The following is a 24,945-nucleotide window of genomic DNA, read 5'->3' on the forward strand; positions in this document are numbered from 1 at the left end:
TCAGGGATTGAGGCGGCAACCCTGGCGTTCGCTCAACCACTGGGCACGGTTGCTGCGGCCCATGCCACTGACGGTGACGGTTTTGCTCGCACTGTCATCGGTAAACCCGCTGGTCGGCAGCCACTGTTTCACATAGCCCCGGCAATACTCGGCGTCGTTGTTCATCACGTAGCGACACGAACAATATTCCTTCGCCGTGTACGCGCTGATGATGTCGGGGAACGCCCACAGGTTGTCCCGTTCGAGCCAGATCCAGCCCAGCAGCACGATCAGCGCCAGCAGCAGAATCCGCTTGACCAGCTTCATGGCTGCACCGCCTTGAGCACGCGCTTGAGCAATTCGTTATGGCGATAGCTACCGTCGCGATCATCGGCATAGCGCACGATCACCAGTTTCTCGCTGGGAATCACATACATCGCCTGCCCCCAGTGGCCGAGGGCGGCAAAGGTATCGGGCGGTGCGTCGGGCCACGGTGCGGCGGCGCCATCCGCCGGGCGATTGAGCCACCACTGGCCACCGGGCACCGCTTCGTCTTGGTGCGCCTTGTAGCCGGCAAAAGCCTCGCGGTTGAAGGCGACCCAATCCTTGGGTAACAACTGTCGATCATTCCAGCGCCCGTCGCGGGCCATGAGCAGACCGACCCGTGCCAGATCCCGCGCCGTGAGATAGGCATAAGAGGACGCGACAAACGTGCCGCCGGCATCGGTTTCCCACACGGCGTGGCGGATGCCCAGCGGCTCGAACAACGCGGTCCATGGATAGTCGGGATAACGCTGCGGGCCCACCATGTTTTTCAGCGCCGCCGCCAGCAGATTGCTGTCGCCACTGGAATAACGGAACGCCTGCCCCGGTGGAGCGTAGGCGTCGTGATCGGCAGTGAACCCAGGCATGTCGCGATGCCCACGGGTGTAGAGCATCGCCACCACCGAGGATTTCAGCGGGGCGTATTCGTAGTCTTCCTGCCAGTCCAGCCCGGAGGCCCAGTGCAGCAGATCCGCTATGGTGATCGCCGGGTGTTTTTCCAGTGCCGGATAAAACTTCGAAACCGGATCATCCAGTTTGAACAGGCCTTCGCCATAGGCCACACCCAGCACGGTGGCCATCAGGCTTTTGCTGATCGACCAGGTCAAGTGCGGGGTCTCGGCACGGGTCGGGCCGGCGTAGCGTTCGTAGATCAACTGGCCGTCGCGGATGATCAGCAGAGCGTCGGTGCGGATGCCTTGGCGGGTAGTGTCGTCGCGGGGTGGGAAGGCGTAGCTATCCAATGCCTCGACTGCTGCGCCGCTGATTTTTGCGCCAGCCGGCCATTGCTCACCGGGCCATTGCCCGGCCTGGACCGTGAAGCTGATCAGCAGCAGAAACAGGGACAGGCCTTTGCACATGGAAAAGTCTCAACCGAAGGATGCAAAAATCATGGCCCAGACAAATGACAATATGCCGATCACTGTAGGAGCTGCCGCAGGCTGCGATCTTTTGCTTGTGCTTTTAAAGATCAGAAGATCGCAGCCTGCGGCAGCTCCTACAGGGAAATGTGCAGGGCTTTGGCCAAGCGCTTGGCCCGCGCACCGGCCGCCAACTGCATCACCCCCTGATCACGCTGCCACATCTGCGCCCACTCCGGATTACCCTCGGCCAACACCTGATCGATCTCGGGTTTGAGTGCATCAAACTGCGCAAACAACCCACCCAGCAACACATGCCCCGCCGGATTGTTCGGCGGCTGGCGGCTCGCCTCCGCGCACCCGGCCAACAGCGCCAGCAAGCGCAACAGCAGCGGCTGCGACCAGCCGCTGTCCTGACCGACGCCATACAACCACGCGGTCATCGCGCTCAGCACGTAGATATCTTCCAGGGTGCGAAACGGCTTCACATAAGCATCCCAGCCATCGCCCGCGAGGAGCTCGCACAGTGCGCCATCCAGATGCAGCCGACCATGACTGATGTCCGGCATCAGCGGCAGCGCCGGGAGTTTTTCCACACGTACACCGGGTTCGCCGGGATAGACCACCGCCAGACTCAGGCGCGGCGTTTCGCCGGGCTCTTCAGTGCGCGCGGCGATCAATAGCCAGTCCGCCGCATCCCCGGCGGTGACGAAATCCTTTCGCCCGTTGAGGCGCAAATCCGTCAGGCGCGTCTGCATGTCCGCCGGACGCAAACTGCGCTGTTCGGTCGCACACAAGGCGCCAAGGCTCGGCGGCGCGCTGGGCCAGAGCATGCGTAACGCCGCCTGATACCCCACCAGAAATGCCAGCCCCGGCGTCGCCATCCGCCGGCCTCCGGCCACTGCCAGTTCGAACGGCGTCACATTGCCCAATTGATGCAGCAAGGTGGCGAAACCTTCCGCCAGATCAGCCACGGCGGGCAGGCGTTCACGGCTTTCGAGCAGGCTGGGCCAGGGCATAAGAGGCTCCTTGTGGGCTGTCATACAAGCATCACCAAACGTTCATGGCGATGACACCGGGGCTACATAGCCTGACTTTGCACAACATGGCTGCATAAAGAAAGTCGATCGGCTGCAACCCACGACGGGTTCAAGGCCCGTACGGAGATTCAAATGACTCAGATCGCCCGCATCAGCGACACCGGCAATGAACGCCGCCTGCAAGCCGAACGCCTGATCGGCGCCGAGGCCTTGCAGCAAGCCCAGGCCTTGCGCTTCAGCGTATTCAGCGGCGAGTTCAACGCCAAGCTGAAAGGCGCGGAACTGGGTCTGGACATGGATGACTATGATGTTCACTGCAGCCACATCGGCGTGCGTGACCTGAACACCGGGCGTCTGGTCGCCACCACCCGTTTGCTCGATCACACCGCCGCCAGCAGCCTGGGCAAGTTCTACAGTGAAGAAGAATTCAGCCTGCATGGCCTGGCGCATCTGCAAGGCCCGATTCTCGAAATCGGCCGCACCTGCGTCGACCCGGCCTACCGCAACGGCGGCACCATCGCCGTGCTGTGGGGTGAACTGGCCGAAGTGCTGAATCAGGGCGGCTACAGCTACCTGATGGGTTGCGCGAGCATTCCAATGCAGGACGGCGGCGTGCAGGCCCACGCGATCATGCAGCGTCTGCGCGAACGTTATCTGTGCACCGAACATTTGCGCGCCGAACCGAAAAATCCGTTGCCGTCGCTGGATATCCCGTCGAACGTGATCGCCGAGATGCCGCCGCTGCTCAAGGCCTACATGCGTCTGGGTGCGAAGATCTGCGGCGAGCCATGCTGGGACGAAGACTTCCAGGTCGCCGATGTGTTCATCCTGCTCAAGCGCGACGAACTCTGCCCGCGCTACGCCAAGCACTTCAAGGCGGCCGTGTGATGAGCCGGTTGCGGGTGTACGCGCGGATCGCGCGGGTGCTGCTGGTGGTGGCGCTGGGCCTGACCATGGCCAGCGTCTTCGGCGTGTTCGAACGCCTGGGCCTGGCGCATTCGATGCAACGTCGACAGCGCTGGTCGCGGTTTTTCATGGCGCGCCTGAGCCATGCCCTGCCCTTTCGCGTGACTGTGCATGGCGAATTGCCGAAGCAGCCGATGCTGTGGGTCAGCAATCATGTGTCATGGACTGACATTCCGCTGCTGGGCATGCTCACGCCGCAGTCGTTTCTGTCCAAGGCCGAAGTGCGCACCTGGCCGGTGGCGGGTTGGCTGGCGGCCAAGGCTGGCAGTCTGTTCATCCGTCGCGGCTCGGGTGACAGCCAGTTGATCCGCAAACAGATGACCCGCCATTTGCAGACGCAGCATCCGCTGCTGATGTTCCCGGAAGGCACCACCACCGATGGCCGCTCGCTGCGCACCTTTCATGGTCGCCTGCTGTCGGCGGCGATTGATTCAGAGGTGATGCTGCAACCGGTGGCGATCCGTTATCTGCGCGATGGCGAGATCGACACGCTGGCACCGTTCATTGGCGACGATGATCTGTTGTCGCACCTGATGCGGCTGTTCAGCCATGATTGCGGCGATGTCGAAGTGCACCTGCTCAAGCCGATCGCTTGTCAGGGACGCGAACGTGCGGCGCTGGCGTTCGAAGCGCAGCAAGCAGTGCAGAAGGCGTTGTTTGGCGCGATTCTGGAAAAGCAGAAAAACCCGATGCGCCCGGCCATCGCCGCCTGAAATACAACCGCTAAAATCACCGTCGGCCCCTGTGGGAGCTGGCTTGCCAGCGATAGCGGTAGACCAGCCGACACGAATGTTGAATGTGCCGACGCCATCGCTGGCAAGCCAGCTCCCACAGGGATTCAGGGTGTTGTTGAGGATTGTGCGAAGTCTTGCAATTGCGGGTAGAACAACGCGAAATCCTCACTCAGCGGCTCATACAACCGCCGCAATTCCTGCATCGCCCCCGCCAATTCCTCAGGCCGCGTCAGACGCCGCGAGATCCCGCGCAGCACCTGCTCCAGCACTTCAAACTCCTGATACGACCCCAGCCAGTCATTGGCAACCATGTGCGGCGCGATTTGCGCCAGGCGTTCGGGCAATTGCCGTTCATTCGACAGCACTCGGTACACGTCACGGGTGAACTGCTGCAGCGGTTGATCGGCGTACAGCGTCCAGTCCCGCGCCAGGCAATGGTCGAAAAACACATCGAGGACGATCCCGGCATAACGCCGCCGGGTCGCGGTGAAACGCCCGAGGGCGATGTCCACCAACGGGTGGCGATCGGTGAACACATCAATCCGCCGATGCAGCTGAATCGCCGCTTCAATCGGCGGCGCAAACTGCCCTTGCAGGCGTCCTTTGACGAAATCGCCATACAGACTGCCGAGTAATTGCTCGGGGCGCTGGCCTCCGAGGTGTAAATGTGCGAGATAGTTCATGGGCGCAGCTTAGCACTGCGCGCTTTCATCGTTACACCACACGTATCGTTATAACCCGATATACCGATTTATGCGGTCATCAGATCAAAATCATATTGGTATATCGCGAAATACCGATTTAAAGTTCGCCTCATCGCGATATAGCGCTACAGATCACGAGCACAAAGCCATGAACCTCGACCTCGACGAAATAATAAAAGCCCTGGCACACCCAGTACGGCGAGACATCCTCATCTGGCTGAAAGACCCCAAAGCCCAGTTTCCTGAGCAGATTCACAACCACGAGTACGGCATCTGCGCCGGGCAGATCGATCAACGCTGCGGCCTGTCGCAGTCGACCGTCTCCGCCCACCTGGCAACCCTGCAGCGTGCAGGTTTGATCAGCAGCCAGAAAGCCGGCCAGTGGCACTTCTTCAAACGCAACGAGGACGTGATCCAGGCGTTCCTCGACGCCATCGTCAAAGAGCTCAGCGCTCCCACAAGGAATTGACTTAAATGCCCCTCTCGCTACTCATTCTGGCCTTGAGCGCCTTCGCCATCGGCACCACCGAGTTCGTCATCATGGGCCTGCTGCCCGATGTGGCGGCCGACCTCGGTGTGTCGATCCCCGGCGCTGGCTGGCTGGTGACCGGTTACGCCCTGGGCGTGGCCATCGGTGCGCCGTTCATGGCACTGGCCACCGCAAAACTGCCGCGCAAGGCTGCACTGGTAGCGCTGATGGGGATTTTCATCGTCGGTAACCTGCTGTGCGCCATCGCCAGTGACTACAACGTGCTGATGTTTGCCCGTGTCGTCACCGCGCTGTGCCACGGTGCGTTCTTCGGTATCGGTTCTGTGGTAGCTGCCGGGCTGGTGGCGCCGAACAAGCGTGCATCCGCCGTGGCGCTGATGTTCACCGGCCTGACCCTGGCCAACGTCCTCGGTGTACCGCTGGGTACGGCGCTGGGTCAGGAAGCCGGCTGGCGTTCGACTTTCTGGGCGGTGACCGTGATCGGTGTGGTAGCGCTGATCGGTCTGATCCGCTTCCTGCCGGCCAAGCGTGACGAGGAAAAACTCGACATGCGCGCCGAACTCGCCGCCCTCAAAGGCGCCGGCATCTGGCTGTCGCTGAGCATGACCGCGCTGTTCGCCGCGTCGATGTTCACCCTCTTCACCTATGTCGCACCGCTGCTCGGTGACGTCACCGGCGTCTCGCCAAAAGGCGTGACCTGGACCCTGCTGCTGATCGGCCTCGGCCTGACGGTGGGCAACATCATCGGCGGCAAATTGGCGGACAAGCGTCTCGGCGCGACCCTGATCGGCGTGTTCGTGGCGATGGCGGTGGTCTCCACCGTACTGAGCTGGACCAGCGTTGCGCTGATCCCGACAGAAATCACTCTGTTCCTCTGGGCCACCGCTTCGTTCGCCGCCGTCCCGGCGCTGCAAGTCAACGTGGTGACCTTCGGCAAGGCCGCACCGAACCTGGTGTCGACCCTGAACATCGGCGCTTTCAACATCGGCAACGCCCTGGGCGCCTGGGTCGGCGGCAGCGTCATCGCCCACGGTTTCGGCCTGACCAGCGTGCCCTTGGCCGCAGCAGCCCTGGCGGTACTCGCGCTGCTGGTGACCCTGATCACTTTCCGTCAGAACGGCGATGCCGGCCTGGCCCCTGCTACCCACTGATTAACCACTTCACTGACGAGGGTTGTACACATGGCAACTATTTTCGATCCGATCAAACTGGGCGACCTCGAGCTGTCCAACCGCATCATCATGGCCCCGCTGACCCGCTGCCGCGCTGATGAAGGCCGCGTACCGAACGCGCTGATGGCCGAGTACTACGTGCAACGCGCCTCCGCCGGTCTGATCCTGTCCGAAGCCACTTCGGTGACGCCGATGGGCGTTGGCTACCCGGACACCCCGGGCATCTGGTCCAACGACCAGGTGCGCGGCTGGACCAACGTAACCAAAGCGGTGCATGCGGCCGGCGGCAAGATCGTTCTGCAACTGTGGCACGTCGGCCGCATCTCGCACCCGTCGTACCTCAATGGCGAAACTCCGGTCGCGCCGAGCGCCATCCAGCCGAAGGGTCACGTCAGCCTGGTTCGCCCACTGGCCGACTATCCGACCCCGCGTGCTCTGGAAACCGCTGAAATCGCCGAGATCGTCGAGGCCTACCGCACCGGTGCCGAAAACGCCAAAGCCGCCGGCTTCGACGGTGTGGAAATCCACGGCGCCAACGGCTACCTGCTCGACCAGTTCCTGCAAAGCAGCACCAACCAGCGCACCGACAACTACGGCGGCTCCCTGGAGAACCGTGCACGTCTGCTGCTGGAAGTGACTGACGCGGCGATCGACGTCTGGGGCGCCGGCCGTGTCGGCGTGCACCTGGCACCCCGCGCCGACTCCCACGACATGGGCGACGACAATCTGGCCGAGACCTTCACTTATGTGGCTCGCGAGCTGGGCAAGCGCGGCATCGCCTTCATCTGCTCCCGTGAGAAAGAAGGCACCGACAGCCTCGGCCCACAATTGAAAGAAGCCTTCGGTGGTGCGTACATCGCCAACGAACGCTTCACCAAGGACAGCGCCAATGCCTGGCTGGCTGAAGGCAAGGCAGACGCGGTGGCGTTCGGCGTACCGTTCATTGCCAACCCGGATCTGCCAGCCCGCCTGAAGGCCGATGCACCGCTCAACGATGCGCGTCCTGAACTGTTCTACGGCAAAGGCCCGGTCGGCTATATCGATTATCCAGCGCTGTAAAAAACATCAACCAACAAGTAAGCCCTGCCTCGAAAGAGTCAGGGCTTTTTTATTTGCACACATTTAAAGATTCGCCTTCGAAAGAATACAAACCTAAACTTCGCCTTGCAACTTACCACTTGCACATCAACCAACCTAATCAAGCAAGGATATATAAAAATGAACAATATAGACCCAAATAAACTTACATTTCTCCTGCAAATCACCAATGCCACGGATTCTACTTTCTGGCTTGATGATTCCTCTCCAAAGCACCCACCCTTGACCCCTATCGATAAGATCCTTCCTTACCAGACCGTCTTTATGATGTTTGAGGGAGATCCTCATCTGAAGCAGGACATCGTTATTGATTACGATATCAAAAAAGAGATATTCAGCACTTACGTCTGTTACACCAACTACAAACAGAAAGTACAGTTCGACACCTCGCTCAGTTATTGCTACAGAAAAATGGCGGGGCACCGGGCTCCAAAATTCGAACTCTTCTGGGATAAAAATGCTTTCTCTATTGGCGCCGAACCCATCACCTGCGACGCATTATTGGCAAATGAAAACCCGGTTTATCCTTACAGCAATAAGATGGTCGCATTTATGACGCCATCGGACTGATAGAGAGTTACCCCCTCATGCAGTAACGGTAAAGGCGCAAGGCAACTCACCACCGTGGCTCCAGCCCATCGGAAGTGACGCAGCCCAGTGGTAAAAATCGGGCACAGGGGACACAGAAACAAAACGGACCGGTTGGTGCGTATCGGCTGCTCGGCGCCCTTTTAGCCCCAGCGTTAACACTCATTCACACAGTCGACACAAAACCCCTACAAAATACGTAGCTCGCTACCTATCAACCCGGCCGACGTACGTATATAAAAGCACCCCATTACAGAAAGTCTTGAAGCAGGGACATTTCCCCGCTTCAAGTCTTGACACGGATAGATTCAATTACGCATTTTGTTTCATTTGCGCAGACTGGGGCTCAGGCGCAGCATATCCAGCCCTGTATCGACCCAGCGCTCGGCTTCGGCATGCAATTGAAAGCTGTCCGGCGCCAACAGCCATCCATACAGGAGGCCATCGATATACGCATGAATGCTGATGGCCGCCCGGGCAGTGTCGAGATCTTCCGGCAACTGGCCGCGATTGACCGCATTACGCAGGGTCAGGCCGATGCGCAGGTTGCAATCGAGACTGGCCGTGCGGCGCTGCTGGCGCAGATCGCACATTTCATCGGTGAATTCGCACTTATGAAACAGAATCTCGTTGATGCGACGGGTCTTCGGATCCAGGGCTACCTGATGGAACAGATGGATCAACAGCTTGCGCATGCACCCCAACGGGTCGAGTTCATCCTCGCTCTCGCTGGCCTTGGCCAATTCATCCAGCGGTTCATGCAGGCTGTCGAGCATCGCCTGCACCAGATCAGCCTTGTTGCTGAAATGCCAATAGATGGCCCCGCGCGTGACGCCGGCCATTGTCGCGATATCCGCCAGGGTCGTGCGCGCCACGCCCCTTTCATAAAACGCTTTCTCGGCCGCTTCGAGAATCTGGCTGCGCGTTTCCTGAGCTTCCTCTTTGGTACGACGGACCATGGCAGTAAAACCTCAAACGGGATGTTTCAGGGATGGCTGAATATCCGCTGAATAAAGAGGGGGCCGATCTCTCACGAATCAGCTCCCCGGCCTACAATTTCAAACCTTGCGACGCATTTTGTAACAGGGTGGGTACGACGCCAAGCTATTTACAAACAACCATGAACGTAAGTATATTCCTTAGCAAGCTACTTATCCACTCGACCCGATTTTTTTACCCTTTCACACTTCTTGTGCGCAATGTGCGCGCCTGACCCGAGGATCTTCATGCAATTCAAGCCAGCTGTTACCGCTCTGGTCACTGCCGTCGCCCTGGCATCGCTGCTCAGCGGATGTAAAAAGGAAGAAGCGGCTCCAGCCGCTCCGCCTCCTCAGGTCGGCGTCGTCACCCTGCAACCACAAGCGTTCACCCTCACGTCGGAACTGCCGGGGCGCACCAGTGCGTACCGCATCGCTGAAGTTCGACCACAGGTCAACGGCATCATTCTCAAACGTCTGTTCAAGGAAGGCGGCGACGTCAAAGCCGGCCAGCAGCTGTATCAGATCGATCCGGCAGTCTATGAAGCGACCCTGAAAAGCGCTGAGGCCAACCTGCGTTCGACCAAGTCGATCTCCGACCGCTACAAGCAACTGGTCGATGAGCAGGCCGTGAGCCGCCAGGAATTCGACACCGCCGTCGCCAATCGCATGGAATCGGAAGCGTCGCTGCAGAGCGCGCAGATCAACGTGAAATACACCAAGGTCTACGCGCCGATCTCCGGCCGCATTGGCCGTTCTTCGGTGACCGAAGGCGCGCTGGTCAGCAATGGTCAGGCCGACGCGATGGCGACGATCCAGCAACTGGACCCGATCTACGTCGACGTCACCCAGTCCTCGGTTGAGCTGCTCGAACTGCGCCGCGAGCTGGAAAGCGGTCGTCTGCAGAAGGCCGGCGACAACTCGGCAGCAGTCAAGCTGACCCTCGAGGACGGCAGCCAGTACAAGCTCGACGGCAAGCTGGAATTCTCCGAAGTATCGGTGGATCCGACTACCGGCTCCGTGACCTTGCGCGCCGTGTTCCCGAACCCGGATCACACCCTGCTGCCTGGCATGTTCGTGCGTGCCCAGTTGCAGGCCGGGGTCAACGCCGCGGCCATTCTGGCGCCGCAGCAAGGCGTGACCCGCGACCTCAAAGGTACGCCAACCGCACTGGTTGTCGGCGCGGACAACAAGGTTGAACTGCGTCAGCTCAAGGCCAGCCGTACCGTCGGCAGCCAGTGGCTGATCGAGGATGGCCTGAAAGCCGGCGATCGTCTGATCACCGAAGGTCTGCAGTACGTTCGCCCAGGTGTTCAGGTCAATCCGACCGAAGCGACCAACGTAGCCAAGAACCCGGCCCCCGCTCAAGCAGCTGACAAAGCCGCTGGCGGCAAAGGGGAGTAACTCATGTCGAAATTTTTTATCGACCGTCCGATTTTCGCCTGGGTAATTGCCTTGGTGATCATGTTGGTCGGGGCACTATCGATCCTGAAATTGCCGATCAACCAGTACCCGAGCATTGCGCCTCCGGCCATCGCGATCTCCGTAACCTACCCGGGTGCTTCGGCACAGACGGTTCAGGACACCGTGGTCCAGGTGATCGAACAGCAGCTCAACGGTATCGACAACCTGCGTTATGTGTCCTCGGAAAGTAACTCCGACGGCAGCATGACCATCACCGCGACCTTCGAGCAAGGCACCAACTCCGACACCGCGCAGGTTCAGGTTCAGAACAAGCTGAACCTGGCCACCCCGCTGCTGCCGCAGGAAGTGCAGCAACAGGGTATCCGCGTGACCAAGGCAGTGAAAAACTTCCTGCTGGTGATCGGCGTGGTGTCGCGTGACGGCAGCATGACCAAGGACGACCTGTCCAACTACATCGTGTCGAACATGCAGGACCCGATCTCGCGGACCGCCGGTGTCGGTGACTTCCAGGTCTTCGGTGCCCAGTACGCGATGCGCATCTGGCTCGACCCGGCCAAGCTGAACAAGTACAACCTGACTCCGGCTGATGTCAGCAGCGCGATCTCGGCGCAGAACGTTCAGGTGTCTTCCGGTCAGCTCGGCGGCCTGCCGGCGCTGCCTGGCCAGCAACTGAACGCCACGATCATCGGCAAGACCCGTCTGCAGACTGCCGAGCAGTTCAAGGCGATTCTGCTGAAGGTCAACCAGGACGGTTCGCAAGTGCACATCGGCGATGTCGCCGACGTTGGTCTGGGTGGCGAAAACTCGACCATCTCGGCGCAGTTCAACGGCAAGCCATCGTCTGGTCTGGCGGTAAAACTGGCCAACGGCGCCAACGCCCTCGACACCGCCAAGGCGCTACGCAAGACGATTGACGAACTCAAGCCGTTCTTCCCGCAAGGCATGGAAGTGGTGTTCCCGTACGACACCACCCCGGTGGTGACCGAATCGATCAAGGGTGTGGTTGAAACCCTGGTCGAAGCGATCGTGCTGGTGTTCCTGGTGATGTTCCTGTTCCTGCAGAACTTCCGCGCCACGGTCATCACCACGATGACCGTGCCGGTGGTATTGCTCGGTACATTCGGCATCCTCGCGGCGTTCGGCTTCAGCATCAACACCCTGACCATGTTCGGTATGGTGCTGGCCATCGGCTTGCTGGTGGACGACGCCATCGTCGTGGTGGAGAACGTCGAGCGGGTGATGAGCGAAGAAGGCTTGTCACCGAAGGAAGCGACCAAAAAGTCCATGGGCCAGATCCAGGGCGCTCTGGTCGGTATCGCGCTGGTGCTGTCGGCGGTACTGCTGCCAATGGCGTTCTTCAGCGGCTCCACCGGTGTGATCTACAAGCAGTTCTCGATCACCATCGTTTCGGCCATGGCCCTGTCGGTAATGGTTGCCCTGATCTTCACCCCGGCATTGTGCGCCACCATGCTCAAGGCCATCCCGAAAGGCGAGCACGGCACGCCGAAAAAAGGTTTCTTCGGCTGGTTCAACCGCAGCTTCGACCGTGGCGTGAAAAGCTACGAGCGCGGTGTCGGCAACATGCTGTCGCGCAAAGCGCCTTACCTGCTGGCCTACGTCCTGATCGTGGTCGGCATGATCTGGCTGTTCACCCGCATTCCGACCGCGTTCCTGCCGGAAGAAGACCAGGGCGTACTGTTCGCTCAGGTGCAGACCCCGGCCGGCTCCAGCGCCGAACGTACGCAAGTCGTGATCGACGAAATGCGTTCCTATCTGCTGGATAAGGAAGCGGGCGCAGTGGCGTCGGTGTTCACCGTGAACGGCTTCAACTTCGCCGGTCGTGGGCAGAGCTCGGGTCTGGCGTTCATCATGCTCAAGCCGTGGCACGAACGTGATTCGAACAACAGCGTGTTTGCCCTGGCCCAGCGCGCCCAGCAGCACTTCTTCAGCTTCCGCGATGCGATGGTGTTCGCCTTCGCCCCGCCGGCAGTACTGGAGTTGGGTAACGCCACCGGTTTCGACGTGTTCCTGCAGGACCGCGCGGGTATCGGTCACGAAAAACTGATGGAAGCGCGTAACCAGTTCCTCGGCATGGCTGCGCAGAGCAAGGTGCTCTACCAGGTGCGTCCGAACGGGCTGAACGACGAGCCGCAATATCATCTGGAAATCGACGATGCGAAGGCCCGCGCCCTGGGCGTGAGCATTTCCGACATCAACAGCACCCTGTCGATCTCCTTCGGTAGTAGCTACGTCAACGACTTCATCGACCGCGGTCGCGTCAAGAAGGTGTACATCCAGGGCCAGGCCGGCTCGCGGATGAGCCCGGAAGACCTGAAGAAGTGGTACGTGCGCAACAGCGCCGGGACCATGGTGCCGTTCTCCGCATTCGCCAAGGGCGAGTGGATCTACGGCTCGCCGAAACTGGCGCGTTACAACGGTGTGGAAGCGATGGAGATTCTCGGGTCTCCGGCGCCGGGTTACTCCACCGGTGAAGCGATGGCCGAAGTCGAAGCGATTGCCAAGAAGCTGCCGGCCGGTGTCGGTATCTCCTGGACCGGTCTGTCTTACGAGGAACGTCTCTCGGGTTCGCAGGCGCCAGCGCTGTACGCCCTGTCGCTGCTGATGGTGTTCCTGTGTCTGGCGGCGCTGTATGAAAGCTGGTCGATTCCGATCGCGGTCATGCTCGTGGTACCGCTGGGGATCATCGGTGCGTTGATGGCCACCAGCCTGCGTGGGCTGTCCAACGACGTGTACTTCCAGGTGGGCCTGTTGACGACCATCGGTCTTGCGGCTAAAAACGCCATTCTGATCGTCGAGTTCGCCAAGGAGCTGCATGAACAAGGGCGCAGTCTGCGCGATGCGGCGATCGAAGCGTGCCGCATGCGTCTGCGACCGATCATCATGACCTCGCTGGCGTTCGTCCTCGGTGTAGTACCGTTGGCTATCTCCACGGGCGCAGGTTCGGGCAGCCAGCATGCGATCGGTACGGGCGTGATTGGCGGTATGCTCACGGCTACGATTCTGGCGATCTTCTGGGTCCCACTGTTCTTCGTCACGGTTTCGTCCATGGGCCAGCGTAAAATCGCCGACCAGGATGAGACGACTGAAACTCCTAAAGAGGCTGGCCAATGAGCAAGTCGCTACTCTCCATCGCAGTCGCCGCCTTCGTGCTGAGCGGTTGTTCGCTGATTCCTGACTATCAGCGGCCAGAAGCACCGGTTGCGAACCAGTTCCCGCAGGGCCCGGCTTACTCGCCGGCCCAGGCACCGGCGCAAGCCGCTGCCGAGCAGGGCTGGAAGCAGTTTTTCCATGACCCGGCCCTGCAGCAACTGATCCAGGTATCGCTGGAAAACAACCGCGACCTGCGTGTCGCGGCGTTGAACATCGACGCCTATGCGGCTCAGTACCGCATCCAGCGTGCCGACCTGTTCCCGGCCGTTTCGGCAAACGCCACCGGCAGTCGCCAGCGCGTTCCGGCACGGGCTTCGCAGACCGGTGAAGCGGGCATCACCAGCTCCTACACCGCGACCGTCGGCATCAGCGCCTACGAACTCGACCTGTTCGGTCGGGTGCGCAGCCTGAGCGAACAAGCGCTGCAACAATACTTCGCCACCGAAGAAGCGCGTCGCAGCACGCAGATCAGTCTGGTGGCCAGCGTGGCCAACGCGTACATGACCTGGCAGGCCGACAAGGAACTGCTCAAGCTGACGCAAGACACCCTCGGTGCGTTTGAAGAAAGCTATAAGCTGACCAGCCGCAGCAACGAAGTCGGTGTGGCCTCGGCGCTGGACCTGGCGCAGTCGCGTACCTCGGTGGAAAACGCCCGGGCGCAACTGGCCAAGTACACCCGTCAGGTGGCTCAGGACGAAAACAGCCTGACCCTGCTGCTCGGCACCGGCATCCCGGCCAATCTGCAAGCGGCCAAACCGCTGTCGGATGACCTGCTGAGCGATGTACCGGCCGGTCTGCCTTCGGACCTGCTGCAGCGTCGTCCGGACATCCTGCAAGCCGAGTACAACCTGAAAGCGGCCAACGCCAACATCGGCGCCGCCCGTGCAGCGTTCTTCCCGAGCATCAGCCTGACCGCCAACGCGGGCAGCCTGAGCCCGGACCTGTCCGGTCTGTTCAAGGGTGGTTCGGGTACCTGGCTGTTCCAGCCGCAGATCAACCTGCCGATCTTCAACGCCGGCAGCCTGCGCGCCAGCCTCGACTACGCCAAGATCCAGAAGGACATTGGCGTGGCGAACTACGAGAAGTCGATTCAAACCGCCTTCCAGGAAGTCGCCGACGGCCTGGCCGCGCGCCAGACCTACACCGAGCAGCTGCAGGCGCAGCGTGACTTCGTCGCGGCCAACCAGGATTACTACCGCCTGGCCGAGCGTCGTTATCGCATCGGTGTCGACAGCAACCTGACCTTCCTCGACGCCCAGCGTCAGTTGTTCAGCGCGCAACAGGCACTGATCACCGACCGCCTCGCGCAGCTGACCAGTGCGGTCAACCTGTACAAGGCCCTGGGTGGTGGCTGGAATGCGCAGACCGCGCAGAACGAACCGCTGAAAGAAGAAGCACCGAAGATGAAGCTGTTCTGATCCTCCGGTGAACACAAGGAGCCCGCCATTTGGCGGGCTTTTTGTTGCCTGAAAATCAAAAGATCGCAGCCTTCGGCAGCTCCTACATTTGAAATGCGTTCCCCCTGTAGGAGCTGCCGAAGGCTGCGATCTTTTGCTGTTCGATAATCGCCCAAAACCCGCTTTAGCCAATTGAATCCGTCCGCCCGCCCCCCGCACCATTCGCTCCACAACACCAATAACAACAGGTTCGACACCATGCTCCCGCGCCCTGCCTCGCCCGGCTGATCACCGCCGCCTTAACCCTGAATCTGCAATTTCTTGCCCGCCCCGAAAGCGGCGCAACGAACCCGTTCGCCCTAAAAAAAATAACAAGAGACCCTGCGATGACTCATCCAACTGCGCCGTACGCCCTCCCCGGCCTGATCGCCCTGGCCCTGACCGGCGTCGCCCTGCCCGCCGCAGCCGAAGAAGCCGGTTTTGTCGAAGGCGCCAGCGCCAACCTGAACCTGCGCAACTTCTACATCAACCGCAACTTCACCAACCCGACCAAGGCCCAGGGCAAGGCTGAAGAGTGGACGCAGAACTTCATCCTTGATGCCAAATCCGGCTTTACCCAGGGCACCGTCGGCTTCGGCATGGACGTGCTCGGCCTGTACTCGGTAAAGCTCGATGGCGGCAAAGGCACCGGTGGCACGCAACTGCTGCCGCTGGATCACGACGGGCGGCCGGCGGACAACTTCGGCCGCACCAACGTCGCGTTCAAGGCCAAGCTCTCTCAGACCGAAGTGAAGGTCGGCGAATGGATGCCGGTGCTGCCGATCCTGCGCTCGGACGATGGCCGCTCGCTGCCGCAAACCTTCCGTGGCGGGCAGATCACCTCGAAGGAGATCAACGGTCTGACCCTTTATGGCGGGCAGTTCCGCGCCAACAGCCCGCGCGATGACAGCAGCATGAGCGACATGTCGATGTTCGGCAAAGCGGCGTTCACCTCCGATCGCTTCAACTTTCAGGGCGGTGAATACCAGTTCAACGAAAAACGCACGCAGATCGGCCTGTGGAACGCCGAACTCAAGGACATCTACAGCCAGCAATACCTCAACCTGACACACAGCCAGCCACTCGGCGACTGGACGCTGGGCGCCAACCTGGGCTTCTTCTACGGCAAGGACGATGGCAGCGCCCGCGCTGGCGAACTCGACAACAAGACCTGGTCGGGGATGTTCTCGGCTCGCTACGGCGGCAACACCTTCTACGTCGGCCTGCAAAAACTCACCGGCGACAGCGCCTGGATGCGCGTCAACGGCACCAGCGGCGGCACCCTGGCCAACGACAGTTACAACTCCAGCTACGACAACGCTCAGGAGCGATCCTGGCAGGTGCGCCACGACTACAACTTCGCCGCCCTGGGCATCCCCGGCCTGACCCTGATGAACCGCTACATCAGCGGCGACAACGTGCACACCGGAACCATCACCGATGGCAAGGAGTGGGGCCGCGAATCGGAACTGGGCTACACCGTGCAGAGCGGCACCCTGCGCGACCTCAACGTACGCTGGCGCAACTCGACCCTGCGCCGCGACTTCAGCAACAACGAGTTCGACGAAAACCGTCTGATCATCAGCTATCCGATCAGCCTGCTCTGAACCCGCACGCCGGCGCTACGGCGCCGGCATCAACCACTGGTCAGCCCGGACTGGCGATTTGTCGAGGCGCAGATACAGTCAACAGAGTGTGTAAATTCTCCAGCCTGCTGTAGGAGCCCTTAGTTTTCTTCCGTTATCTCCGGATGCTGTACGCGAAGCCGCCTTGGCCACGGAGGTCAGGTATGAGCAAGCGAATAGTTATCGTCGGTGGCGGTGTAGGTGGAACCATGCTGGCCAATCAACTGGTCGGCAAGCTGTATCCCGAAGTTCTACGCGGCGACGTCTCGATCACATTGCTGTCCAGTTCCCCCGATCATTACTACAAACCTGCGTTCATGTACGTGGCGTTCAGTCAGTTCTTCGAAGAGGAACTCAAACGTCCGGAACGCTCATTGTTGCGCCCGGAAATCAGTTTCCACGTTGAAGAAGTCACCCGTTTCGACTTTTCCGGGCAGCAATTGCGCACCCGAACCGGCAAGCGCTTCGACTATGATTTTCTGGTGATCGCCACCGGTTGCGTACCGGCGCCGGAACGCATCGCGGGTCTGCAAGAAGCCGGCGACCACTTCTATCAATACCTTCCTGCCCGGCAGCTGGCGCAACGCCTGAACAGCATCGAAAAAGGCCGGATTTTCATTACCGTGTCCTTCCCGCAAACACCGAACGTCCCGCACCAATGCGGAATCGCGCCCGTGGAAACGACATTGATGCTGGATGATTTGTTGCGTCGCCGGGGCGTTCGCGAGCAAGTGGAAATCATCTACACCTACCCGACGGTTGCCCAGCTATTGCGCAATTGTCTGTTCTTGCAGCGTCCCACGGGTGAAATCCTGCCGAGCATTTTTGCCCGGAAAAACATTCAATTTCAGCGCGGCTTCACCCTGAGCCATGTGGATCCCGATGCAAAAGTCGCCTACTCGGCCGAGGGCGACGCGCAACCCTTCGATATCCTGATGGCTACTCCGCCAATCCAGGCCGTCGAGGTGGTGCGCGAGTGCGGCATCTCACAAGCCGCCAATGATGAAGGATGGCTGCCGACCAATCACGAAACGCTGCAGGTCTACGGCCTGGAGAATGTCTACGTGATCGGCGACACCGTCGACCTGCCGGTCAGCAAGGCCGGCGGCGCCTGTCATAACCAGGCGCCGGTGATCGCCAACAACATCACCGCCCAGATCCGTCTTGGCGTACCCAACTCGGTATACGACGGTCGGGTACAGGCGGTAGCACAAATGGGCCTGAATGCCGGGATGCCACTCTGGTACGACTACGTCCACGATGTATTGCCGACACCCCCGACCAAATTGGGCGGTCTGCTCAGAAACGGTTTCAATCGCGGTCTTTACTGGGCGGTGGCCCGGGGAATGCTTTGACCCTGCACAGGGAGGAGTGATTGCTCATGAACATGCCCGAGGAAATGTCAGCCACGCCCGGCTTCACTGCCTTGATGGCAAAACTGCAGCCGTTAATCGACGGCGGACGCCTGGAGAATATTGTCGACCTGCTTTCACTGGCTTCCGACATCGCCGATCTGCTCGACGCGGCCGTTGTGGAAAAACTCGCGCAATTGTTCGAGAGCGGCACTGCCGCCACCTGGACAGTCAGTAATGCAGTGCGCTTGGCCCAAGCCGAGATATCGGCACAGTCAGCGGCACCGGGCACTCTGGCGTTACTCAAACTGCTGAATGAAGAGGACACACGCAAAGGCGTGGCCGTTGTCCTGAAAACCCTCAACGTCATTGGACGACAACTGTAATCCGCCAGAGAGGACCTCCTCATGAGCGCCAAACTCGAAACGGCAGGGAACGCCTGCACTCACTGGGACGCCAAGGCGTACCAGCAGTTTTCCCTTCAGCGCCAGCGCCCGGTCAACGAATTGCTCGACCGTGTCGATCTGCACGACCCCAAACGCATTTATGACCTGGGCTGCGGCACCGGCATCGCCACACAGTTGCTGGCCGAGCGCTGGCCGCGTGCGCAGTTGCTGGGGGTCGACAGCTCGCGGCAAATGCTTGATCAGGCTCGTTGCCTGCCGATCAACGCCCAATGGCAAGAGTGCGACCTGCTCGATTGGCAACCCGGACAACCCGCCGACCTGCTGCTCGCGGCGGCGGTGCTGCATTTCATCGGCGATCATCAACAGCTGCTGCCGCGCCTGCTGGGGCATCTCAACCCCGGCGGCTGTCTGGCGGCGCACATGCCGGACTGGCGCGATGCCCCGTGGTATCGATTGATGCTCGACACCCTCGACGATGCCGGCCCGGGACACACCCCCATCGGCACAGCAGAACTGCGCCGGCGCATGGCGGCGCGGCCGTTGTTGACGCTGGAGGATTACTACCGCTTGCTGGCGCCGCTGACCACGTCGCTGGATATCTGGGAAACCGAGCAATTGCAGGTGGTTGACGGCAAGTCGCCGGTGTACGACTGGGTGAAGGTTTCGGCGCTGCGGCCGGTGATGCAGGCGCTGGATTCAGAAGAACAGGCGCGGTTTATCTATCACTTCCTGATGCGGGTGCACGAGCATTACCCGCCGGAGAAAAACGGGCAGACGCTGTTTCCGTTCAAGCGGATTTTCATTGTTGCCAGGGTTTGAAGATCAAAAGATCGCAGCCTGCGCCAGCTCTTACAGGGAAACGCATTCCAAATGTAGGAGCTGCCGCAGGCTGCGATCTTTTGATTCTGATGCCTACTCCCGGGATTCAACCCCCAGCTCATCCCACACCGACTCCGCCAGATGAAACGTCGCATTCGCCGCCGGGATCCCGCAGTAAATCGCACTCTGCATGATCACTTCCTTGATCTCGCCCCGGCTCACACCGTTGTTGGCCGCCGCACGCAAATGCAGCTTCAGCTCGGCCTCGCGATTCATCCCGATCAGCATGGCGATGGTGATCAGGCTGCGCGTGTGCCGTGGCAGGCCCGGGCGGGTCCAGATGTCGCCCCAGGCGTGGCGGGTGATCATCTCCTGGAATTCCGAGTTGAACTCGGTCAGTGCATTCAGGCTGCGATCAACGTGGGCATCGCCCAATACCGCGCGGCGTACCTGCAGGCCTTCGTCGTAACGTTGCTTCTCGTCCACAAAAATTTCCTCACTGAGCGTTCAGAAACGCCAACACACGATCACTGAAAGCGGCACCGGCCTGCACGTTGGACAGATGCGCGGCATAGAACTCGGCGTACTCGGCGCCGCGCACATGCTCCTGAATGAAATGCCCGCCGGACGGTGGCGTCACCGCATCTTCAGTACCGGCAATCACCAACAACGGCAGGTTGATCGAGGCCAGTTGCTCACGGAGATCGGCATCGCGCACCGCCGCGCAATTGGCCGCATAACCTTCAGGCGAAGTCGCCGCGAGCATGTCGGTGATCTTCTTCGCCGCGGCCGGATTTGCCGCGGAAAAATCAGGCGTGAACCACCGGGCAATCGACGCATCACGCAGTGCGACCATCGCTGCCGGGCCATCACGCAGCACGGTTTCGATGCGCGGGTTCCACACCGACGGGTCGCCGATCTTCGCGGCGGTGTTGCACACAATCAGTTTGTGCAGACGATGACCGGCATTGATCCCCAGCCACTGGCCGATCAACCCGCCCATCGACAATCCGCAGAAATGCGCGCGTTCGATGTGCAGCGCATCCAGCAAGCCGAGCACGTCGCGGCCCAGTTGCTCGATGCTGTATGGCCCCGGTGTCACCAACGACTGGCCGTGACCACGGGTGTCGAAACGCAGCACCCGGAAATGCTCGGTGAACGCCGACATCTGCGCGTCCCACATGTGCAGGTTGGTGCCCAGCGAATTGGACAGCACCAGCACCGGCGCATCGACCGGGCCCTCAATAACGTAATGCAGTTCGCCATCGGCGAGTTGAACGAAAGCCACAGCCCTCTCCTTTCAGACAGACAATGCGTTGTGTTCGGCCACCGCGCGCTCGACCCAGACTTGCGCCTGGCCGAGGTAATGCGCGGGGTCGAGCAGATGTTCGAGTTCGGCGCTGCTCAGTTCGGCAGTTACCTGCGGCTCGTCGCCGAGCACCGCACGCAGGTGGCGCTGTTCGGCCACCGCGCGTTTGCAGCATTGTTCGACCAGGTGATGTGCGGTGTCACGGCCGACCCGTTGCGCGAGGACAATGCTCACCGCTTCGGCCAGCACCAGCCCTTGGGTCAATTGCAGATTGCGCGCCATGCGTTCGGCATCGACCTCCAGACCATCGGCCAGCAGGCGCGCCTGTTGCAGCGCACCGGACACCAGGCAGCAGATCTCCGGCAGAGTTTCCCATTCGGCATGCCACAGACCGAGGCTGCGTTCGTGCTCCTGGGGCATGGCGCTGAACAGCGTCGAGACCAGCCCCGGCACCCGCGTCGCCGCGCCGATCAGCACCGCCGCGCCCACCGGATTGCGCTTGTGCGGCATGGTCGACGAACCGCCCTTGCCCGGCGCCGATGGCTCGAACACTTCCGCCGCTTCGGTCTGCATCAACAGGCTGACGTCGCGCCCGAGTTTGCCGAGGCTGCCGGCGATCAAACCGAGTACGGCGCCGAACTCGACGATGCGATCCCGCTGGGTGTGCCACGGTTGCTCAGGCAAGCTCAGTTGCAGCTCTTCGGCCAGCGCCTGGGCAATCGGCATTGCCTTCTCACCGAGCGCCGCGAGAGTGCCGGACGCACCGCCGAACTGCAGCACCAGCAAACGCGGTTTGAGTTCGCGCAGACGCTGACGGCTACGGGTCACCGCGCCGAGCCAACCGGCGATCTTCATCCCGAGGGTGACCGGTGTGGCGTGTTGCAGCCAGGTGCGCCCGGCCAATGGCGTCGCCGCATGCCGTTGGGCTTGGGTGGCGAGCGAATCGGCGAGCGCTGCCAGATCGCTTTCAATCAGCTCCAGCGCCTGTCGCAATTGCAGGACCAGCCCGGAATCCATCACGTCCTGACTGGTAGCGCCCAGATGCACATAACGCTCGGCCTCGGCACTGCTCGCGGCGATCTGCTTGCCCAACGCCTTGACCAGAGGAATCGCCGAATTACCGGCCGTGGCAATCGCCTCGCCCAGCGCCGCGAAGTCATACAGACCGGCATTGCAAGCGGCGGCGATCGGCGCCACGGCAGACGCCGGAATCACCCCGACCCGCGCCTCGGCCCGGGCCAGCGCCGCTTCGAAATCGAGCATCGCCTGCACCCGGCCCTGATCGCAGAACACCTCGCGCATGTCGCGGGCAGTGAAGTAGGCATCGAACAATTGATTGCCCGGTCGCTGAGTCATAAACAGTCCTTGCCGGCGCGGGCCATCGCGGCCCGCGCTCATCGGTTTACAGATCGTGGTGCAAGTACGCCGCCTGTTTCGGCAGGCGCAGGCTGAACAGGAACGCCACCGCCATCATCACCGTGACATACCAGTAGAAAGCGTTTTCCATGCCCCCGGCCTTGAGGCTCAGGGCCACGTATTCGGCCGAACCGCCGAAGATCGCGTTGGCCACCGCGTAGGCCAGACCGACGCCAAGGGCGCGGACTTCCGGCGGGAACATTTCGGCTTTCACCAGGCCGCTGATCGAGGTGTAGAAACTGACGATTGCCAGCGCCAGGGTGATCAGCACAAAAGCCAGAATCGGGCTGCTGATGCTTTTCAGGCTCAACAGGATCGGCACAGTGAACAGCGTGCCGAGCGCGCCGAACCAGAGCATCGAATTGCGTCGGCCGATCTTGTCGGCGAGCATGCCGAACAGCGGCTGCATGCACATATATAAGAACAGCGCGCCAGTCATGATGTAGCTGGCGGTCTTGGCGTGCATGCCGGCGGTGTTCACCAGGTACTTCTGCATGTACGTGGTGAAGGTGTAGAAAATCAGCGAGCCACCGGCGGTGTAACCGAGCACGGTGATGAACGCCGCTTTGTGATCACGGAACAGTGCGCTGATGCTGCCGGCGTCCTTGTTCTCGCGCATTTCCTTGCTGGTGGTTTCTTTCAGCGAACGGCGCAGGAACAGCGAAATCACTGCCGCTACCGCACCCACTACAAACGGAATCCGCCAGCCGTAAGCACGCAGTTCGTCTTCACTGAGGAACTGCTGCAGGATCACCACCAGCAACACCGCCAGCAGTTGCCCGCCGATCAGCGTCACGTACTGGAACGAGGCGAAAAAGCCGCGCTGGCCCTTGAGCGCGACTTCACTCATGTAGGTCGCGGTGGTGCCATATTCGCCACCCACCGACAGGCCTTGCAGCAGTCGCGCGAACAGCAACAGCAGCGGTGCCCAGACGCCGATGCTGGCGTAAGTCGGCAGGCAGGCGATGAGCAATGAGCCGAAGCACATCATCAGCACCGAAATCATCATCGAGGTCTTGCGGCCCTTCTTGTCCGCCAGCCGCCCGAAGATCCAGCCGCCAATCGGGCGCATCAGAAACCCGGCAGCGAACACCCCGGCCGTGTTGACCAGTTGCACCGTGGGGTTGTCGGAGGGGAAAAACGCCGGGGCGAAATAGATCGCGCAGAAGGCGTAGACGTAGAAGTCGAACCATTCGACGAGGTTGCCGGACGAGGCACCGACAATGGCGAAGATGCGCTTGCTGCGCTCCTCGCCGGTGTAATGAGCGGTGGTAGTTGTCATTGTTTTTTACTCTGAAGGGACAGGTGAGAGTCTAGACACACTTCGCAACAGTCCCGTTCCACGGATACATCGTCAAGGGCACCGCACGACACTGTGGCGAGGGAGCTTGCTCCCGCTCGGCTGCGAAGCAGTCGTAAAACCGGAAAACACGGTGATATGAATCACCGCATTCACAGGATTTGGGCTTGCTTCGCAAGCCAGCGGGAGCAAGCTCCCTCGCCACAGGTAGATCAACAGTTGCTCTGTGTAGGAGCTGCCGCAGGCTGCGATCTTTTGCTTTTAATAATCGAAGAACACCGTCTCGGCATCAGTGCCCTGCAAAATCACATTCCACTGATACACACCCGCCGCATCCGGCTTCGCCAGCAACGTAGCGCGACGCTCGGCCGGCACACATTCCAGCAGCGGATCATTGACGTTCGCCGGGTCGCCTTCGAAGTAGATGCGTGTCAGCAAGTGCTTGACCAGCCCACGGGCAAACACCAGCACCACCAGATGCGGCGCCTGGGTCGAGCCCTTCAGGCCTTCGACCGTGCCCGGTTTGATCGTGGTGAAACGGAAGCGCCCTTCGGCGTCCACCGGCACCCGGCCAAAACCTTCGAAGTGCGGATCCAGCGGTTTGTCCTGCTCGTCTTCCGGGTGCGCGTACTTGCCGGCGGCGTTGGCCTGCCAGACTTCGAGCATCGCGTCGTTGACCACATCGCCGTTGCCGTCAACGACTTGGCCGGTGATCGCCACGCGCTCGCCGAGGGTTTGTTCGACCGCGAGGTTTTCGCGGTTCAGCCAGGTCAGGCCGATGTGGTAGTACGGCCCGACGGTGTGGGACGTGGTGGCAGTCAGCGTCATCTTATTTCTCCATCGGCGTGGCGTCGCGGCCGCGCAAGACGATGTCCCAGCGATAGCCGAGGGCGTAGGACGGAATGGTTTTTTCCAGATCGAAAGCGGCGATCAGACGTTCTTTCGCGGAGGTGTCCGGCACGCAGTTGTAGATCGGGTCGTAGGCCAGCAGCGGGTCGCCGGGGAAATACATCTGCGTCACCAGACGGGTGAGGATGCTCGGCCCGAACAGCGAGAAATGGATGTGCGCCGGGCGCCACGCGTTGTGGTGGTTACCCCACGGATAGGCGCCGGGCTTGATGGTCTGGAACTGATACCAGCCGTCGGCGTCGGTCACGGTGCGGCCGGTGCCGGTGAAGTTCGGGTCCAGCGGTGCGTCGTGCAGGTCGCGCTGGTGGTTGTAGCGGCCGGCGGCGTTGGCCTGCCAGATCTCCACCAGAATCCCCGGCACCGGCAAACCGTTTTCGTCGAGCACACGGCCGTGAATGATGATGCGCTCGCCCAACGGCTCGCCGTCGTGCTGAGCAGTCAGGTCGTTGTCTTTCTCGGCGACGCGTTCGGCACCGATAGTCGGGCCGGTGATCTCCGACAACGAATGCGGCAGAAACACCAACGGCTTGGACGGCGAGCGCAGGTTGGTGGATTGATACGTCGGGTGCAGGTACTCAGGCTGGGTGCCTTCCTGCGGACGACGGTAGCCAGGCTTGTCAGTCAT

24 protein-coding genes are annotated in these 24,945 nt (G+C 60.9%); 13 read left to right on the forward strand and 11 right to left on the reverse strand.

Annotated elements, in window-relative coordinates; genetic code table 11:
* From ACU680_RS20285 to ACU680_RS20295, 3 genes are all read right to left on the reverse strand, one after another.
* Complete coding sequence (locus tag ACU680_RS20285) at positions 1–306, reverse strand: amidase (protein WP_448180360.1); 306 nt, start codon at positions 304–306, stop codon at positions 1–3.
* Complete coding sequence (locus tag ACU680_RS20290) at positions 303–1,382, reverse strand: serine hydrolase domain-containing protein (protein WP_448180361.1); 1,080 nt, start codon at positions 1,380–1,382, stop codon at positions 303–305. The genes ACU680_RS20285 and ACU680_RS20290 overlap by 4 nt, the downstream gene beginning before the upstream one ends.
* 137 nt (positions 1,383–1,519) lie before the next feature.
* The gene (locus ACU680_RS20295) at positions 1,520–2,401 is read right to left on the reverse strand and encodes an acyl-CoA dehydrogenase middle domain-containing protein (RefSeq protein WP_448180362.1); all 882 of its coding nucleotides are present in this window, start codon (positions 2,399–2,401) and stop codon (positions 1,520–1,522) included.
* A gap of 153 nt (positions 2,402–2,554) precedes the next feature.
* Here ACU680_RS20295 and olsB point away from each other — a divergent pair, with 153 nt between their 5' ends.
* Entirely contained in the window at positions 2,555–3,310 is a 756-nt protein-coding gene (olsB, locus tag ACU680_RS20300; protein WP_007963187.1) for an L-ornithine N(alpha)-acyltransferase, read from the forward strand.
* Positions 3,310–4,101 (forward strand): lysophospholipid acyltransferase family protein, encoded by a 792-nt coding sequence (locus tag ACU680_RS20305; RefSeq protein ID WP_448180363.1) that lies wholly within the window; start codon positions 3,310–3,312, stop codon positions 4,099–4,101. The genes olsB and ACU680_RS20305 overlap by 1 nt, the downstream gene beginning before the upstream one ends.
* Positions 4,102–4,226: 125 nt before the next feature.
* Here the strand turns inward: ACU680_RS20305 and ACU680_RS20310 are convergent, their stop codons facing one another.
* Positions 4,227–4,805, reverse strand: a complete 579-nt coding sequence (locus tag ACU680_RS20310) for an acyl carrier protein phosphodiesterase (RefSeq protein ID WP_448180364.1) — start codon at positions 4,803–4,805, stop codon at positions 4,227–4,229.
* Between the two features lie 169 nt (positions 4,806–4,974).
* Between ACU680_RS20310 and ACU680_RS20315 the strand changes: the two genes are divergently transcribed.
* The 4 genes from ACU680_RS20315 (at position 4,975) to ACU680_RS20330 (ending at position 8,156) form a co-directional block, all read left to right on the forward strand.
* Positions 4,975–5,295: an ArsR/SmtB family transcription factor gene (locus ACU680_RS20315; protein ID WP_003222436.1), complete on the forward strand. Its 321-nt coding sequence runs from the start codon at positions 4,975–4,977 to the stop codon at positions 5,293–5,295.
* Positions 5,296–5,300: 5 nt separating this feature from the next.
* The gene (locus ACU680_RS20320; RefSeq protein ID WP_108590685.1) at positions 5,301–6,467 is read left to right on the forward strand and encodes an MFS transporter; all 1,167 of its coding nucleotides are present in this window, start codon (positions 5,301–5,303) and stop codon (positions 6,465–6,467) included.
* 30 nt (positions 6,468–6,497) lie between these two features.
* Complete coding sequence (locus ACU680_RS20325) at positions 6,498–7,547, forward strand: alkene reductase (RefSeq protein WP_448180365.1); 1,050 nt, start codon at positions 6,498–6,500, stop codon at positions 7,545–7,547.
* A 159-nt stretch (positions 7,548–7,706) separates the two neighbouring features.
* Entirely contained in the window at positions 7,707–8,156 is a 450-nt protein-coding gene (locus ACU680_RS20330) for a hypothetical protein (RefSeq protein WP_367083543.1), read from the forward strand.
* 344 nt (positions 8,157–8,500) lie between these two features.
* On the opposite strand, the gene emhR is transcribed toward ACU680_RS20330, so the two are convergent.
* A complete protein-coding gene (emhR, locus tag ACU680_RS20335; RefSeq protein ID WP_027614407.1) occupies positions 8,501–9,133 on the reverse strand; it encodes an efflux system transcriptional repressor EmhR in 633 nt (210 codons plus the stop codon).
* A 267-nt stretch (positions 9,134–9,400) separates the two neighbouring features.
* Here emhR and emhA point away from each other — a divergent pair, with 267 nt between their 5' ends.
* From emhA to ACU680_RS20370, 7 genes are all read left to right on the forward strand, one after another.
* Positions 9,401–10,555: an efflux RND transporter periplasmic adaptor subunit EmhA gene (gene emhA / locus ACU680_RS20340; RefSeq protein ID WP_007963180.1), complete on the forward strand. Its 1,155-nt coding sequence runs from the start codon at positions 9,401–9,403 to the stop codon at positions 10,553–10,555.
* Between the two features lie 3 nt (positions 10,556–10,558).
* Positions 10,559–13,708, forward strand: a complete 3,150-nt coding sequence (emhB, locus tag ACU680_RS20345; RefSeq protein WP_007963179.1) for an efflux RND transporter permease subunit EmhB — start codon at positions 10,559–10,561, stop codon at positions 13,706–13,708.
* Positions 13,705–15,165: an efflux RND transporter outer membrane subunit EmhC gene (emhC, locus tag ACU680_RS20350; protein ID WP_007963178.1), complete on the forward strand. Its 1,461-nt coding sequence runs from the start codon at positions 13,705–13,707 to the stop codon at positions 15,163–15,165. Before emhB ends, emhC begins: the two co-directional genes overlap by 4 nt.
* A 365-nt stretch (positions 15,166–15,530) precedes the next feature.
* A complete protein-coding gene (locus tag ACU680_RS20355) occupies positions 15,531–16,790 on the forward strand; it encodes an OprD family porin (protein ID WP_367083539.1) in 1,260 nt (419 codons plus the stop codon).
* A gap of 182 nt (positions 16,791–16,972) precedes the next feature.
* Complete coding sequence (locus ACU680_RS20360) at positions 16,973–18,163, forward strand: NAD(P)/FAD-dependent oxidoreductase (protein WP_448180366.1); 1,191 nt, start codon at positions 16,973–16,975, stop codon at positions 18,161–18,163.
* Between the two features lie 26 nt (positions 18,164–18,189).
* Complete coding sequence (locus ACU680_RS20365; protein ID WP_448180367.1) at positions 18,190–18,546, forward strand: DUF1641 domain-containing protein; 357 nt, start codon at positions 18,190–18,192, stop codon at positions 18,544–18,546.
* Between the two features lie 21 nt (positions 18,547–18,567).
* Positions 18,568–19,386, forward strand: coding sequence for a methyltransferase domain-containing protein (locus tag ACU680_RS20370; RefSeq protein WP_448180368.1), 819 nt, complete (start codon positions 18,568–18,570; stop codon positions 19,384–19,386).
* 93 nt (positions 19,387–19,479) lie between these two features.
* Here ACU680_RS20370 and pcaC read toward each other — a convergent pair whose 3' ends face one another.
* From pcaC to pcaH, 6 genes are all read right to left on the reverse strand, one after another.
* Entirely contained in the window at positions 19,480–19,872 is a 393-nt protein-coding gene (gene pcaC / locus ACU680_RS20375; RefSeq protein WP_003222417.1) for a 4-carboxymuconolactone decarboxylase, read from the reverse strand.
* Between the two features lie 10 nt (positions 19,873–19,882).
* The gene (pcaD, locus tag ACU680_RS20380) at positions 19,883–20,674 is read right to left on the reverse strand and encodes a 3-oxoadipate enol-lactonase (protein ID WP_448180369.1); all 792 of its coding nucleotides are present in this window, start codon (positions 20,672–20,674) and stop codon (positions 19,883–19,885) included.
* 12 nt (positions 20,675–20,686) lie between these two features.
* A complete protein-coding gene (locus ACU680_RS20385; RefSeq protein WP_448180370.1) occupies positions 20,687–22,051 on the reverse strand; it encodes a 3-carboxy-cis,cis-muconate cycloisomerase in 1,365 nt (454 codons plus the stop codon).
* 46 nt (positions 22,052–22,097) lie between these two features.
* The gene (locus ACU680_RS20390; RefSeq protein ID WP_007963165.1) at positions 22,098–23,393 is read right to left on the reverse strand and encodes an MFS family transporter; all 1,296 of its coding nucleotides are present in this window, start codon (positions 23,391–23,393) and stop codon (positions 22,098–22,100) included.
* A gap of 279 nt (positions 23,394–23,672) precedes the next feature.
* Positions 23,673–24,239 (reverse strand): protocatechuate 3,4-dioxygenase subunit alpha, encoded by a 567-nt coding sequence (pcaG, locus tag ACU680_RS20395; RefSeq protein ID WP_115986223.1) that lies wholly within the window; start codon positions 24,237–24,239, stop codon positions 23,673–23,675.
* 1 nt (position 24,240) lies between these two features.
* Positions 24,241–24,945, reverse strand: coding sequence for a protocatechuate 3,4-dioxygenase subunit beta (gene pcaH, locus ACU680_RS20400; RefSeq protein WP_025110743.1), 705 nt, complete (start codon positions 24,943–24,945; stop codon positions 24,241–24,243).

The organism is Pseudomonas sp. LF020, assembly GCF_053456425.1.